The sequence below is a fragment of the Paenibacillus dendritiformis genome, from assembly GCF_021654795.1.
Classification (GTDB): Bacteria; Bacillota; Bacilli; order Paenibacillales; family Paenibacillaceae; genus Paenibacillus_B.
In genome coordinates this window covers 3,380,475-3,395,606 of record NZ_AP025344.1, presented here as the reverse complement: position 1 = coordinate 3,395,606, position 15,132 = coordinate 3,380,475, and the positions used below count along the sequence as shown (strand labels likewise).

The window sequence follows — 15,132 nt, the reverse complement described above, 5'->3', positions numbered from 1 at the left end:
GCAAGCGGAATGAATATTCATTCCGTATTTCCATTTTTTGTGAGGAGGCGTAGTAGCATGACGATTGCGATTCCACAGCCCAGAACGTATGGGCCGCTTGGCAACCTGCCCCAGCTCGATACGGAAATGCCGATTCAGTCGTTCATGAAGCTGGCGGAAGAGTATGGTGAATTTTTTCGTTTAAAGCTGCCGTTTGGACATTTGCACATTGTGTCGGGCTATGAATTGGTGAAGGAGCTTACCGATCCGTCCCGCTTTGACAAAATCGTCGACAAAACCGTGCTGGAAAAGGTACGCGCCATCTTGGGGGACGGGTTGTTCACTTCGGAAACCGAAGAGCCGAATTGGCGGAAGGCTCACAATATATTGCTCCCGAGCTTCGGCCGGACGGCGATGCGCGGATATTTCGACAAGATGCTGGAGATCGCAATCCAACTGGTGCAGAAGTGGTCACGCCTGAATCCGGATGAGAGCGTGGACGTGCCGGAAGATATGACGCGGCTGGCGCTGGATACGATCGGGCTATGCGGCTTCAATTACCGGTTTAACAGCTTTTACCGCGAACAATCTCATCCATTTGTCGCCAGCATGGTGCGGGCGCTCAGCGAGACGATGAGCCAAGCGCAGCGCCTCGGCATTCAAGATATGCTGATGGTGAAGTCGAGACGCCAGCTCCGGCATGATCTCGAATTCATGTTCTCCCTGGTCGACAAAATTATTGCCGAACGGAAGGCCCACGGTCAGCAAGAAGAGGATGACCTGCTGGCACACATGCTGAAAGGCCAAGATCCGGAGACGGGAGAGTCGCTGGATGACACGAATATTCGGCATCAGATTATTACGTTCCTGATTGCCGGTCATGAGACGACGAGCGGTTTATTATCCTTTGCGCTCTACTATCTGTTGAACAATCCCGACAAGATGCAAAAGGGATACGATGAGGTAGACCGCGTGTTAACGGAGCCGCTTCCCACTTACGCCCAAGTGAAGAACTTGAAATACGTCCGCATGATTCTCGATGAAGCGCTGCGCCTGTGGCCGACGGCTCCCGGATTTTCATTGCAGGCGAAGCAGGATACGGTGCTCGCGGGAAAATATGCGGTGAATCAAGGGGACCGGATGGTTGTTCTGATTCCCCAACTGCATCGGGACGTGTCCGCCTGGGGAGAGGATGCGGAGGCGTTCCGTCCGGAACGGTTCGAGGACCCGAGCCGGGTGCCGCATGATGCGTACAAGCCGTTCGGAATCGGGCAGCGGGCCTGCATCGGGCAGCAATTCGCGCTGCAAGAGGCGACGCTGGTGCTGGGAATGCTGCTCAAGCATTTCGAGTTCATCGATCATACCCGTTACGAGTTGAAGGTGAAGGAAACGCTGACGGTGAAGCCCGATGGCTTCACGATAAAAGTCCGCCCCCGCGGCAGACAAACCGGCTTTATTATCGGAGGCGGCGGGAGCGGGACGCCAGCGCTGAGGAAAAATGCGGCCGAACGGGAAGCATTGGATCCGGCGGAGCGCCATGATACCCCGTTGCTCGTGCTGTACGGCTCCGATCTGGGCACGGCCGAGGGGATTGCCCGCGAGCTGGCGGATACGGCGCGTTACCAGGGCTTCCAGAGCAAGGTCGCGCCGCTGGACGATTATGCCGGGAAGCTGCCTGCGGAGGGCGTGATCTATATCGTCACGTCGTCCTATAACGGCATGCCGCCCCATAATGCCCGCGGCTTCGTGCAGTGGCTGGGCGAGGTGAGTCCCGGCGAATTGGATGGGATTCGCTATTGCGTCTTCGGCTGCGGCGATCGCAACTGGGCCAGCACCTTTCAGAGCGTTCCGACATGGATTGACGCGCAGATGGCGGCCAAAGGGGGGCAGCGGCTTGTACCGCTGGACGGCGGCGATGTTGGCGGCGATTTCGAGACCGAGGTGGAGAATTGGCGCGATCGGCTCTGGCCTGCCGTGATGAGTTCGTTAGGTCTGAGCTTCCAAGCAATGGGGCGCCAAGCAGGTCCCGATCTGTCTATGGATGTGGTCCGGGGCATGATAGAAGCGCCGCTTGCCGAATCGCATAACGCCCATTATGCCAAGGTCGTTGCGAACCGCGAGCTTCAAAAAGCAGGAGGGGGACGCAGCACGCGCCATATTGAAATTGCGCTTCCGGAGGGGGTCGTGTATCAAGAGGGCGACCATTTGGGCGTGCTCCCTCAGAATCGGAAGGGGCTGGTCGAACGCGTCTTGAAGCGCTTCGGCTTGGATGGCAACGATCATGTCATTCTGACAACGTCCGGCTTGCGTGTGGCGCACCTGCCGCTGGATCGTCCTGTCAAGCTGTACGAGCTGCTCGGCCGCAGCGTGGAATTGCAGGAGGCCGCGACCCGGGCGCAGATACGCGAGCTTGCCGCACGGACCGCATGCCCGCCCCATAAGCGGGAGCTCGAAGCTTTGCTGGAGGAAGAGGCATACCAGTTCCATATTTTGCAGCAGCGGATATCAATGCTTGATTTGCTGGAAAAGTATACGGCGTGTGAACTGCCGTTCGAACAGTTTTTGGAGCTGCTGCCTCCGCTAAAAGCGAGATACTATTCGATCTCCAGTTCTCCGCGCGTCCAGCCGCGGCAGGCGAGCATTACGGTTAGCGTAGTGCAAGGTCCGGCCTGGAGCGGCCAAGGCGAGTACCGGGGCGTCGCATCCAATTATCTTGCCGGCTTGCAGGCGGGAGATTCCGTCATCATGTTCATCCGCACGCCAGAGTCAGGCTTCCGGCTTCCTGAAGATCCGGGAACTCCGGTGATTATGGTCGGACCGGGGGTAGGGATCGCGCCGTTCCGCGGGTTCCTTCAGGCTCGCCGCGAGCTCAAACGGGAAGGGGCCCGGCTTGGCCCGGCGCATCTCTATTTCGGCTGCCGCGATGCAGCGGATCATATCTATCGGGAAGAACTGGAGCAGTTCCAGCAAGAGGGGCTTGTTGCGGTCCACACCGCATTTTCACGGATTCCGGGACAGCCGAAAACGTATGTCCAGCATCTGATCCAGCAGCGGGAAATGGAACTCATCGGCCTGCTGGAGCGGGGAGGATACTTCTATGTCTGCGGCGACGGAAGCAGAATGGCTCCGGGGGTAGAAGCTGCCTTGCGCCAGAGCTGTCAGACGGTTCACGGCATTGGCGAAGCGGAGGCGCAAGCATGGCTCGCCCGGCTCGAGGCCGAAGGACGTTACGTCAAAGATGTATGGGCCGGCGGAAAGGCTTGATTGTGAGAAACTAAAGAAACAGCCTTAGTCCGATGCGCAAGCGGATTAAGGCTCTTTGCTTTTTCCCGAAGCTTACAAACCCGTATGTAAAATGACGATAAGATGCACACCGGATGCCGGATTTATTTTTAATATGACAAGAGATGACCTATTTACATGCTATGTTGAATCATAGAAAGCAATGAACTGCCGCTAGCATCAAACGATTCCACATGTGAAGGGAGAAAAAAGAAATGAAACGTCCTGTCGTATTATACATCGCAACTAGCCTGGACGGTTATATTGCGCGTGAAAATGGAGCGATCGATTGGCTCTATGAAGTAGAAGGAGAGGGAGACGGCGGGTACGGTGAATTTTATAACACGATTGACACCGTATTAATGGGGAACAAAACATACGAGCATACGTTTGAATTAGCCGATCATTTTCCTTATCCGGACAAGGAGTGCTATGTATTCTCGCGTTCCGGGAAAGAGCCGAGTCCGCATGTTGCCTTTGTCACTGAGGATGTGCCTGGGTTCATCGAGAAGCTGAAGAAACGAGAGGGTTCCAAAATCTGGATCGTCGGCGGAGCCGAAATTCTCGACGTACTTATGAAAAGAAAACTCGTTGATGAGTTTATCATCACGATGATGCCAACGCTGTTAGGCGAAGGAATTCCGCTGTTCAAGCCGGGCAACCCGGAATTGAAGCTTGTTTTGGCTGACACCAAGCGTTTTGGACAAATGGTTCAACTCCATTATACCGTGAAAAACGATAATTCCTGAAGACTGGCATGCATGATTTCGGGGGCTGAGAGTTTTAAAGCCGTTTTTTGGTCCAATTCATTTTCGAAGGCTTGGAGTCTTCCCATTGGTTCGTTCGTGAGCAGCTAAATGGTGAAGTTTTCCTTTTGAGAGCAGGAATGAGGTACTCGATGGGCTTGTTGAAGAAAGATGCATTTACGTACATCCAACATGCCACAACGATCGAGATCCCGCATGGATGGTTGGCTGAACCTAAATGCTGAAATGAAGAAAGCAGGGATGGATAAAAAAGCGAAAAATATTTTAGTGAACACCTTCTGGATCGACCAGGGCTGGAAAGAGCGTCCCAGCCATTATTCAGGAGAGAATTTTGAAGATGGGAAAAGCAAGGGGCTGATGTTCGATCTAGTGACGATTGGCCGCGACGAGTGGGTACGAAAGATCGTCGTGATGAACGCTACACTTGATGGCGGACCAGACTTTTGATGATGAACGCTACTCTTGACGGTGGACCAGACTCTTGATGATGAACGCTACTCTTGATGGTGGATGTGGATCAAAGCTGCAAAAGTGCAGGATTTTTGGCCGTTTCCGGTGCTTTAAGAGGAAAATGCTGCAGGGCTGCAGCATTTTCGTGAAATGACGGGCGGAATGAGCATTAACGAGGAAAAATCATGTAATTTTGCAGGATTCGAATCGAGTCCGCTTGCCCGCAGGATCAATCCTGCATTTATGCAGGATTCGCGGTGGGCGAGACCAGCCAGCTGCTGTTCATCCCGGACGGTGGGGGAGACCAGCCAGATGCTGTTCATCCCGGACGGTGAGGCGAGACCAGCCAGCTGCTGTTCATCCCGGACGGTGAGGCGAGACCAGCCAGCTGCCGCTCATCCCGCGTGCGGTGAGGCGGGGCCAGTCGGGAAGGCGCGGATGGCCCATCATTGACTAGAGGAGCGGGTTCCGTTACTTTGAAATGGAATAATATGTAAATCACTGCTTGCTAGAAGGCGCAGTTGCGGCCAGCCTTTCTGGAAGGCGCTGGACAGCCGTCCATGCTAGAGGGTGCTGGACCGTCCAGCCGGGATAAGAAGGGCCGGACAAGCCGCTTCACAGGCCGGCCCCATTAAAAAAGGGCAGGATGATAAGCATCATCCCGCCCGTCATCATCATTTCAGTATGATGCGTTCGGACAAGGCATCCCACTTCAAAGGTTGCCCTGTCAACTGGCTGAACGCCTCCAGATTCAGATAGAGAACATTGCCATCAAGCCCGGCCGGAAGCGCGCTGGCTTTGCCGTTCATGGTCACTTTGCTTCCGTTCAGCACTTTCAAGGTCACATCGCCTTTCGTAAATGTCGTGACCTTCGCGTCCTTGTTGTCCGTAACTTTGATTTGCAGCGCTTTTGCAAGCTTGACCGCCGGGAATAGAACGGTGCCGTCCCCGTTTACTTTATATTTCGGGTACAGGTGCTTGGCCACGAGATCTTCTGTTGCTTTTTCCAAATCTAGCCCGGCGACTTGCGCGATGCTGGTTGCGATTGCGGTGTTGTCAATCTGTCCTTGGACATGCTTCACGATCGGACCGTAAGCCCACACGCCGACGTCGACGGCCGAGTGTCCATGTCCGGACCAGCCGATCAAGTAGCGCTTGGCCATCACTTGATTGAAGGCGCCTTCCTGCTTATATGAGGTGCCGTCCCCCTCCATAATATATTGCGCTTCTTCTTCCGTGATATCTGCAAATCCGGTATGCTTCTTGATCAGCTCCTTGATTTCCGCTGTCGACGTTGCCTGCGCAAGCTGTGGCGCGAGAAGCTCGGAAGAGATGTTTTGCGCGTCCCAGGCGTCTACATTCAGCTCATAAATGTTGTCGCGCGACAGCGAGAGGCCGCCCGTCTCGTGGTCGGCGGTAATGACAACGGATGTGTTGCCGTCCTTCTTCGCGAACTCAAGCGCCACCTTCACGGCGGCGTCGAAATCAAGCGTCTCCTGGATCATGGCGCCGAAATCATTCGCGTGGGCGGCATGGTCAATCCGCCCGCCCTCCACCATTATCGTGAACCCCTTTGGATTTGTGGACAGAGCCTCGAGCGCCCTGGCCGTCATGTCGGCAAGACTCGGGGTCTCCGGCTTGCGATCCAGCACATAATCGACGTGTGAGTCATGGAACAAGCCGAGAATTTTTTGATTTTTGGACGTTAACGCGGCCAAGCCTTTTTTATCGTATACGACTTTGTAGCCTTTTTTCTCGAAATCGGGAATGATTGTCTTGTCGTCACGCTTGCCTTTCTCCTTCTTGCTGACGAAATGGCGCTTGCCGCCGCCGAGCAGCACATCGACGCCGGACTCCAAATATTGAGAGGCGATCGCGTTTTCGTTGTCGCGGTTGCGGACATGTGCGGCGTATACGGCCGGAGTAGCATGCGTGATGCGTGCCGTCGTAACCAGACCCGTCGACTTGCCGGCCGCTTTGGATGCTTCCATGACGGAAGCGAATGGCTTGGAAATATCCTCGTTCGAGACGCTGATGGCCGCATTGTAGGTTTTATGTCCGGTCGCGAAGGCCGTTCCCGCGGAAGCGGAATCCGTCACTTCGCCGGACACCACGGTGTCTCCGTCTTCGCCTTTGTCGGCGAAGGTCGCAGCTTGACCGACGTACATGCTGTCCAGGTTCAAATACGGCTTCTTCAGCTTGTTTTTGGAGTAGATTCGTGCTGCGGTTACCTGCGCAGGGCCCATGCCATCGCCGATGAGCACAATGATGTTTTTGGATTCCGGCTGCCGCTGTCCCGCTCCCGCGGCCAGCGCCGCATCGGATTGCCATGCGCCGCATGGAAGCATCAGCAGGGCTAGGGCAACAACCAGCGATTTGCGTACAAATGATTTCAATTGATATCCCTCCAACCAAATATGTACTCAACCTCCTTCATTATGGAAGGGAATTGTTAATGGAATGGTAACGAGGTGTAATCGGAACGTGAAGTAGATATAAATGTTTTGTAAAAGGAGCGAGAGCTAGAATGTTTTTTGAGTGCCCAGGGCTGACCTTGGTGCCACAAGAGTACATCCCCTGTTAACCTCTCCCGCACTTCAACCGTCGTTTTTGCATCAGACGAAGGGAAGCAGGCTGGGCAAGGGTATACTTTCCGTTGTACGAAAGGGTTTTTCCGGTCCCGAGTTGCCGATAATTGCGAAGCGTGAACACATGATTTAAATCGATAGACGGATCAAGCTTCAGGTAAGCCGAATCGGTCATTTTAGGCTCTATGCCAAATTTGTGATTGTGCTTCTCCAATAAGCCGGACAAAGCCGCGTTCGCCTCTTCCAGCGTCTGAATGCCAAGAAGCCGCAGTTCGATCACCAAGCAGTCCTGAAACGTTTGCCAGAGACGTTCTACACGTCCCTTGGCTTGCCGTGTAATCGCCTTAATGTGCTCAATATGCAAGTCAGCCATCGCTTTGCCGAAGTGGGAGAGCGGCTTGGTCTATCCAGTGAGCTCTTGCTCGAGCGTCAGCTTTTCGTTATGCGACCGGAAAATCGTATGCCGATCACGGTAAAGCCCAAGGGGAACCTCGTATTTTTCTATCCCTTGCTTCATGACAAGAGAGTAGGCCTCCCGGCATTCGTTCGGACGAAAGACGGCACCGACAACCGTACCTGTTGCATCGTCAATCGCAGCATGCAGCGTAAAGGACGGAGCCCGATCCTCCAACCATGGATAAGGAGTTGCGTCAATCTGCCACAGCATGCCGGCTTGCGGTTTGCGTTCCCGTGGCGGATGGGCTTTACTGCGACGCCGTTGCTTCACCTGCTTAAGCCCGCTAGCGAGAAGGATGCGTCTTACGCTGGAAGCACTCAGTGTCAGCGATTCATGCTTCTGCAGAAGCTCAGCGAAGTGACAGCAATTGCTCCCGTAATACTTGGCTGTGTACAGCTCAACGATACGTTCGTTCACTTCGGTGGGAAGGGCGTGATGAGGTTGTTTCCGCCGATTCTTGTGTATAAGTTCTTGTGCTCCTTTTCCGGATTGGTATTTCTTCTTCAGTCGAATGACTTGGCGCTCTGATAAACCAAGCGCTGCCGCTCCCTCCCTATTGGTCATCCGCCCATCTATGATTTTCTCCACAAAAGTAGCTTCTTCATTTCTGGGTGACTTTATCACAAAAGAACTACCCGGATATTCAACACCTGTTGAATTTTTTTGGGCCGCTGATAAAGCGTATTAATATGAATATCAAGTACTGCTGCGGTATTAATAGCAATCATGCCCTCGGAAATGTAAGCATGTAAAGTTTGTTCCAATTGGCTGTTATGATCCGGTGCGCTTTGCAGTGGGGCTAGGATGTTCAGTACGAACTGGTTGATCTCGGAGACATCCTGGCCCAAGAATAAACGGTTCCTATGTCTTTATATTGTATACACCCGGATTGATGTTTGCTGAGCATATAATGCAGTGTTTTTTGAGCTTCTGAATTACTTTTGGGAATGTTCATTATGCCTTTATAAGGGGTGCCTATTCCTGCATTCACCACATACTTCGCTGAACTGATCATGCGTTCCATAGAATGTTTGATCAGCTCGATATCTGCAAGCTTGGGGGAGGAAGGTCAGCATAATATCCTGATTACGAAGACCAAACGCCATGTGCGGGGTGTAATGAAAGGTCTCGTTCAACTTGACTACAAGCCGTTGGATGTTGATCTCTGTCTGATATAGCTCGAATTGACCGGAAATCTCCAGAATAACGACTGAGATATAATCGGAGAAATTTAGCCAAACTCAGCGCCTTTGGCCTTCAGCGCTTTATCAGCCTCATATATTATCAAAGGTTTGTGGATCTTGCACCATTCCGCTCCTTAGTTTTTGAAATTGAGCAAAGCTTAAATAGAATATTTGGACCGCTAGGCATTACTGTTTCGAAGTTATATGGTAGGTTAACTGCAAATGTTACAGACTTTGAACTGATAAATGAATCACAAGTCGTTATTGCCACACCTGAAAAGGCAAAAGCACTTATTCGTTGCGGATCATGACTTGAAAAAGAAATCTAGTTAATTGTTGTTGATACTTGTTAGGGGCTGAAGAAAAGATACATCAAAAATGAAATGTTCCTTACGCATATTAAGGAGTTTGCTTTAAAAAATCAAATAAGAATGTTACTTTTATCTGCTGTATTGCCGAATGCAGACGATTTAGCCCACTGGATCACAAGCGATTCGGAGTTGGCAGCAAGTCAGATGGGATACCCGCTTTGGAGCGGTTGGGCTTACTACTTTGGGATGGCAATCGCGTTAGGTTAGAGTGGAAAAGTGAAGGTGAACCATTTAAACCCAATTTTATCCAAAAAGGCCCTTTGGGATTTAGACGCAAATCACCTTTAGGTGAAGTCTTCAGTGGGGAGGGGGAAAGACCATTCACAACGCCTCCCAGTTTCTATCAAACACGGGAAATTTCCATATTTTAACATTCTGATTTACTATTGACCCGGCCACTTGCCTCAATACTATGGGCTTTCGAAATTTGGGATTATGTTAGTTATACATTCTAATGAATTAAGAGAAACAATTAACACAATTTTTTTAAAAAACTTGTAAAAATGTGTATATCATATATAATAAGAGTGCACAGAAAAATATGTTTTTATATATCAGTAAAGTAAATAATGGGTTTGCTCGGATAAATGATTTTGCATTGTACCGGGAATCATTATATCTAATTCTGTTGCTGCACTCGGTGGATTTTGGTTAGCATCCGCGATTTCGGGAACCTTCATAACCGACCTTATTATTTTCTATAATGATGATTGATTCTTTTATTATGACCTACTTATACATTCCAATGGACTACTGTTTTTCTCATCCCCTTCTTTGATGTGGATATAACAAAGGTTTTACCTGAACAAATTGTTGAAAATATTACATAGATTTACGCATTTGATAAAGTCGATTGAGGTGTATTACATCAGAGTATTTTTTATATTTAAGGACATCCTGTGAGATTATGATAAGAGCGAAGCACAATCGATTGAGCTTCTTTTGGTTGTTTTCATTCCTACATGTCTCCTCGCTTGTTCTGTATCTTGAATGGATGGTAATCTTCGATCGATGCAATCCGTATTGAGGTTTAAAACTCTGAGTACGAATTAACTTCCGTTTTTGGACACATCTACCCCTAACTGCTCCCAATAATATGAGTTAAGTAAAACAGCAGAAACTGAGGCTATAATTTGAAGTCGGAAAACTGGCTCAAAACCAAAATCAGTTCTTGACGAACTGAGCTAAGGCGAAAAAATGGAAATACATCTGCTAATCCTGTATTGATGTAAGTCCTACCAAACAACAAAAGGAACAAAGGCTCAACTTGCCAGAGCTAAAGATAAACCAAATTCTGTCCATCGATGCCGATGACTTTCACATAGAAGCTGTACCGCTAGGCGACAAACAATGCTGCCCCTGCTGTGGATCGGATTAACCTGTCATTCGCAAGGGAAGCAATAACATGCGGCTCGTCTGTCCGTGTTTGAGAAGAAAACCTAATTGCACGTACCGTCCGCTCGGCTGTTATGTACGCGCTGCAAAGCTGGGTTTGTATGGTGTACGACGCTACAGGAGCTTTTTCGCTCCCATACCGTTGGACTAGCATTCGGTTCTACAGCAGCGCATAACGCGCGTATGCAGCAGGCGCCAGTCAGCACCGTACAACGCATTCATAACGAGGCGGTCCCGCCCTTGAGCACGAGCGGATCTGTAAGCAAGTGTGGGAAGAAGCCAAAGAAACGGCTGACCTGGTTTTAGGCGTCGCTGACTGTGCAAACAAGAAGGGTCATGCGTATAATACCGGTATTCATAACCTTAAAGGCGAGACGATGCTAGACCTGCTGCCAGGTCGAAAGCTGGAAGGACTGCAGTTGTATGCCCAAGGATCAGCGAGTGTTTTCCGAATGCGATTCGCATCGCGGACCGTTTTGACGTTCACGGTTATGTGATTGAAAGTGTACAGGAAGTTCGCAGAACGGTCCAAAACACCCTATCATCACGGGCTAAGGCGAATCTGAAAGCCAATCATCGTTTGTTGAACCCGCCAGCCGAGTCGCTAAGCGAAGAAAATAAGAAACGGTTGGAATCGCTCCTGACCTACTTTCTCCCCTCTGCTTCGTAGCGTGTGAGAGTGGAAAGAAGCCTTCACGATCCGGTATAACTGCATATCGGACTTTACCATTACCAGAAGGGGACTTGAACATTGGTGCGAGCAGGGCGATCGAATCGACCATGTCACGGTCTGATGCGCTCTCGAGACGTTGCGCAATCGGAAAGAGAAGATCGTGAACTAGCATCAATGCCGCTGGACAAACGTAGAAGGTTGACACAATCGTATAAAACCTTTCCAGCCCCGCCCACACGAAGTCGCTCTAAAGCAGGCATTCTTATCGAATGTAATCGCTATCGGATGTTGGTTTAGCAGTCAAGCACTGATTTTGAGGTTGATCCGGGAAACTATGAACATTATTTTTTGTAATCTCTTTTCTGGTCTTACTCATCAAGATCATAGGCTCCCCCCTTTCCCTACATACGCATAAATCCATGAAAAATGTATTTCTTTTACTTCCCAAGGTAATGAAATAAATAACTATTAAAGGGGGCTTAATTTTTATGCTGTATAATCGTTTGAAAATAATTTCAGAGACAAAACCCAATTCGATAGCATTGGTAATTGATCATGAGCGAATTACGTATCGAGATTTTTTAGCTGAAGTAAATAAGCTTGTTGCTGGTTTCAAAAAACTTGGTTTGTCCCCAGGCACATCACTTTCCATTATGCTAGAGAAAAATGAAGTGATTTGGGCAGCGGTAATTGCTGCAAGCTACTTAGGTGTATCGGTCATGTTAGTAGATCCAAATTTAAAAGAACAAGAGAAGAAACAAATCTTGGAAATGTATCGGACCACCTATGAATTACAGGCTGTTAATTGTTTATCATCATCGGAATCTTGTGGTGATGCAGTTCTAACTTTTAGTTGTTTTAATGATAACTTTTCATTGCTTAATAGAGGTAAGGCTGCAGAATGTTGGAGTGAATACTCTATTGAATCATCAAATCATAGTTACATCGTTCTCCTTACCTCTGGGTCTACTAAAGTGCCGTCTACGGTAGTTAAAACTGTGGAAAGTGTCGTTGGGGATGGGGAACGTATCGGACGCTCACTTGGGATTGGTCCGTCTGATCAAGTGATTTGCGTAGCGCCTGTTTATCATGCATTTGGCTTAATATGTGGATGTTTTGCAAGTTTTATGAGTGGGGCTGCTGTGTCGTTTGTAGGGCCGTATACTCTACCGTCTGCATTGGAAAGCAGGGTGCGTGATATATCTGCAACAATCCTCATGGCTCTTCCGGTTCATTATAAATTGTTAGTTCAACATGTTGAACAACCTTTCTATCATATCCGGTTTGCTTTATCATCAACAGCTCCTTTGCCAAAGGAGCTATTACAAGCGTGTAAGGATAAACTTAATTTGTCTATACATAATATCTACGGTTCCTCTGAAGCGGGAGGAATATCTATTAAGAGGAATGATATAGTTGATGGTTTAACTAGTAATGTCGGTCAACCTATAGAAGGGGTTCAGATAAAGTTTGATATGTCAAACAGTGTAGAGGTGGATGGGAAAATAGTAGGTGAATTACTAATTAACAGTCCATCACTTGCCAAAGGGTATTTAAAATCACATCTAGATATGGATTCGTTTTTTTTGGAAGATGGATGGTGGAGAACGGGAGATCTAGCTTATTTAAATGAACGGGATGAGTTGAACATAGCGGGCAGGGTAAATATTACAATCAATGTCAACGGAAAGAAAGTTAATCCATATGAGATTGAGGAAATCCTCAGCAAGCACCCTGCCGTTGCAGAGACTGTCGTAGTGGGGCGACCTGATGAAAAGAGAGGCGAGATACCAGTTGCTTTCGTTGTGTTAAAGGAGCACATATCTGAACAGGAAATTCTCAAATTCTGTTATCAAAAACTTTCTCATTATAAAGTGCCTAGAAGAATTGAGTTTCGAGAAGAACTGCCCAAAACTTCAGCAGGAAAGGTTCGCCGCAGAGAAGTGAACTAACCGTAATTATTACCTCAATCTTTCCGCTCAGATCAAGCTGCCAAAGTTGTTTTAGTTAAATAAACCTAGACTTGAAAGGATATGAATATTTTGACGAAAGTAGCACTTGAAGGAAGGCTTCAGAGTCAAGAGGAATTACCGCAACTCCTAGTGTTAAACGGCAATGATCTTACCATCGAAGATGTTGTAAAGGTTGCGAGGTGTGAGCAGATACCATACACCTTTAAAATTTCAGATGAAGCAATAAAACGGATTGTAGAAAGTAACGATTTGAAGCATGAAATCATAAATCGGCACCAGCCGATTTATGGAGTGACAACCGGATTCGGTGATAGTGTAAATAGACAAATTTCACCTGAGAAAACAATCGATTTACAGCGTAATTTAATTAACTTCCTCTCTTGTGGAGTCATGCCTATGGCAAAGGATAGTGTGGCAAAGGCGACCATGTTGGTTCGAGTGAATTGCTTAGTTAAAGGGAATTCAGCAGTAAGAATGCAAGTGATTCAACAACTGCTTACCTTTTTGGAAAGAGGGATTATACCCGTTATCCCTGAAAGAGGTTCTGTAGGGGCAAGCGGTGACTTGGTTCCATTAAGCTATCTTTCCTCAATTCTTACAGGGCAAGGAAAAGCAAGATATCTGGGTAAAGTAGTCGATATAGGTGAAATCTTGGAAGCCGAGGGGCTAAGACCGATCACCTTGGAAGCAAAAGAAGGGCTTGCTCTTGTAAATGGAACTTCTTTTATGTCGGCATTTGCGTGCCTAGCATACGCAGATGCTTTGGATATTGCCCATCTGGCTGATATTTGTACGGCTATGGCATCAGAAGCTTTGCTAGGTAATCGCGGGCATTTTTGTTCATTTATCCATAAACAAAAGCCGCATCCTGGACAAATGAAGAGTGCTAACCATATATATAAGCTGCTAGAAGGCTCACAATTATCTAAAGAATATTCTCAAATTCTAAAAACGAATGAAAAAATTAGCAGCAAATCATTCGTGGAGCTCACGCAGAGTATTCAAGATCGATACTCCATTCGGTGTGCTCCTCACGTAACAGGCGTTCTATACGATACACTATCTTGGGTAAAGCAATGGTTAGAGATCGAGATAAATTCGACCAACGATAATCCTATTTTTGATGTTGATACTCGCGAAGTTTACAATGGTGGCAATTTTTACGGCGGCCACATTGCGCAAGCGATGGACGCGTTGAAAATTGCGATGGCCAACGTCGCTGATCTATTGGATCGTCAATTACAGCTCGTTGTGGATGAGAAGTTTAACAAAGGTTTAACCCCTAATCTAATTCAAAAGTATGACCTAGAAGACTATGAGCTCGGTTTACATCATGGATTCAAAGGAATGCAAATCGCTTGCTCGGCACTAACAGCAGAAATTTTAAAAACGAGCAACCCTGTTAGTGTGTTTTCCCGCTCTACAGAGGCGCACAATCAGGATAAGGTGAGTATGGGAACAATAGCGGCAAGGGATGCAAAAACGATTGTCGAACTCACGCAACATGTTATAGCAATTCATCTTATTGCACTTTGCCAGGCATTGGATTTACGAGGAAACAATAAGATGTCTCCCAAAACGGCAGAAGTCTACAATATGATTCGAGAAGTGACTTCATTCGTAAACTATGACCGTCCTTTGGACAGCGATATTCAAAGAGTTGTCCAGCTAATTCGCTCCGGGCAATTAAAGAAAGTTAATTTATTGCACGAAAATGAACGTTAGGAGTTTAAAAAGATGATGGATCAAGAAAAAAAAGAGAAGATAAGACGCATCGTCATGGAAGTGACTGAAATTGAAGATTACGCGGACGATGAAGCTTTCCTAGATCGAGTAGGCGTGGATTCTTTGTCAATGATTGAAATTATCTCACGAGTAGAAAAGGTCTTTAATATTTCCGTGCCGGAAAAGTATGTTTCCCGATTTACAAATCTGAATCAATCATCTCTTGCTGTCCAAGACATCATAGATCAAACAAATTAAACTTATACTTTACTATGGGAAGAGGAAGAT

At 48.1% G+C, this 15,132-nt stretch carries 9 protein-coding genes and 2 pseudogenes; 8 read left to right on the top strand and 3 right to left on the bottom strand.

Going from position 1 to position 15,132, the window contains the following annotated elements:
* Window positions 1-57 precede the first annotated feature (57 nt).
* The 3 genes from L6439_RS14935 to L6439_RS14925 all read left to right on the top strand — a co-directional run bounded on the left by L6439_RS14935 (window position 58) and on the right by L6439_RS14925 (window position 4,475).
* Window positions 58-3,243, top strand: a complete 3,186-nt coding sequence (locus L6439_RS14935) for a bifunctional cytochrome P450/NADPH--P450 reductase (protein ID WP_213468355.1) — start codon at window positions 58-60, stop codon at window positions 3,241-3,243.
* Window positions 3,244-3,476: 233 nt separating this feature from the next.
* Window positions 3,477-4,010, top strand: a complete 534-nt coding sequence (locus L6439_RS14930) for a dihydrofolate reductase family protein (RefSeq protein WP_213468356.1) — start codon at window positions 3,477-3,479, stop codon at window positions 4,008-4,010.
* A gap of 213 nt (window positions 4,011-4,223) precedes the next feature.
* Window positions 4,224-4,475: a hypothetical protein gene (locus L6439_RS14925; RefSeq protein WP_213468357.1), complete on the top strand. Its 252-nt coding sequence runs from the start codon at window positions 4,224-4,226 to the stop codon at window positions 4,473-4,475.
* Between the two features lie 677 nt (window positions 4,476-5,152).
* Here L6439_RS14925 and L6439_RS14920 read toward each other — a convergent pair.
* From L6439_RS14920 to L6439_RS14905, 3 genes and pseudogenes are all read right to left on the bottom strand, one after another.
* Complete coding sequence (locus tag L6439_RS14920; protein WP_237096924.1) at window positions 5,153-6,826, bottom strand: alkaline phosphatase; 1,674 nt, start codon at window positions 6,824-6,826, stop codon at window positions 5,153-5,155.
* 182 nt (window positions 6,827-7,008) lie between these two features.
* Window positions 7,009-8,087: pseudogene (locus tag L6439_RS29890) on the bottom strand (ISNCY family transposase); the annotation flags it as partial.
* Window positions 8,088-8,143: 56 nt separating this feature from the next.
* Window positions 8,144-8,371 carry a helix-turn-helix domain-containing protein gene (locus L6439_RS14905; RefSeq protein WP_213468359.1) on the bottom strand — a complete coding sequence of 76 codons (228 nt, stop codon included), beginning with the start codon at window positions 8,369-8,371 and terminating at the stop codon, window positions 8,144-8,146.
* Window positions 8,372-8,817: 446 nt separating this feature from the next.
* On the opposite strand from L6439_RS14905, the gene L6439_RS29715 reads away from it, so the two are divergent.
* From L6439_RS29715 to L6439_RS14885, 5 genes and pseudogenes are all read left to right on the top strand, one after another.
* Window positions 8,818-9,018 (top strand): hypothetical protein, encoded by a 201-nt coding sequence (locus L6439_RS29715; protein ID WP_420540565.1) that lies wholly within the window; start codon window positions 8,818-8,820, stop codon window positions 9,016-9,018.
* 1,282 nt (window positions 9,019-10,300) lie between these two features.
* Window positions 10,301-11,443 (top strand): annotated as a pseudogene (locus tag L6439_RS29710) (ISL3 family transposase).
* Window positions 11,444-11,634: 191 nt separating this feature from the next.
* Window positions 11,635-13,098 (top strand): class I adenylate-forming enzyme family protein, encoded by a 1,464-nt coding sequence (locus L6439_RS14895; protein ID WP_213468360.1) that lies wholly within the window; start codon window positions 11,635-11,637, stop codon window positions 13,096-13,098.
* A gap of 90 nt (window positions 13,099-13,188) precedes the next feature.
* On the top strand, window positions 13,189-14,844 hold the full coding sequence (locus L6439_RS14890; protein ID WP_420540564.1) for an HAL/PAL/TAL family ammonia-lyase: 1,656 nt from the start codon (window positions 13,189-13,191) through the stop codon (window positions 14,842-14,844).
* A 12-nt stretch (window positions 14,845-14,856) separates the two neighbouring features.
* A complete protein-coding gene (locus L6439_RS14885) occupies window positions 14,857-15,102 on the top strand; it encodes an acyl carrier protein (RefSeq protein WP_168180064.1) in 246 nt (81 codons plus the stop codon).
* Window positions 15,103-15,132: the final 30 nt, after the last annotated feature.

Excerpts from the sequence above, each read along its gene's own strand:
- L6439_RS14895 (WP_213468360.1), top strand. The coding sequence starts at position 11,635 with ATGCTGTATAATCGTTTGAAAATAATTTCAGAGACAAAACCCAATTCG.
- L6439_RS14920 (WP_237096924.1), bottom strand. The coding sequence starts at position 6,826 with ATGCTTCCATGCGGCGCATGGCAATCCGATGCGGCGCTGGCCGCGGGA.
- L6439_RS14930 (WP_213468356.1), top strand. The coding sequence starts at position 3,477 with ATGAAACGTCCTGTCGTATTATACATCGCAACTAGCCTGGACGGTTAT.
- L6439_RS14935 (WP_213468355.1), top strand. The coding sequence starts at position 58 with ATGACGATTGCGATTCCACAGCCCAGAACGTATGGGCCGCTTGGCAAC.
- L6439_RS14925 (WP_213468357.1), top strand. The coding sequence starts at position 4,224 with ATGGATGGTTGGCTGAACCTAAATGCTGAAATGAAGAAAGCAGGGATG.
- L6439_RS14885 (WP_168180064.1), top strand. The coding sequence starts at position 14,857 with ATGATGGATCAAGAAAAAAAAGAGAAGATAAGACGCATCGTCATGGAA.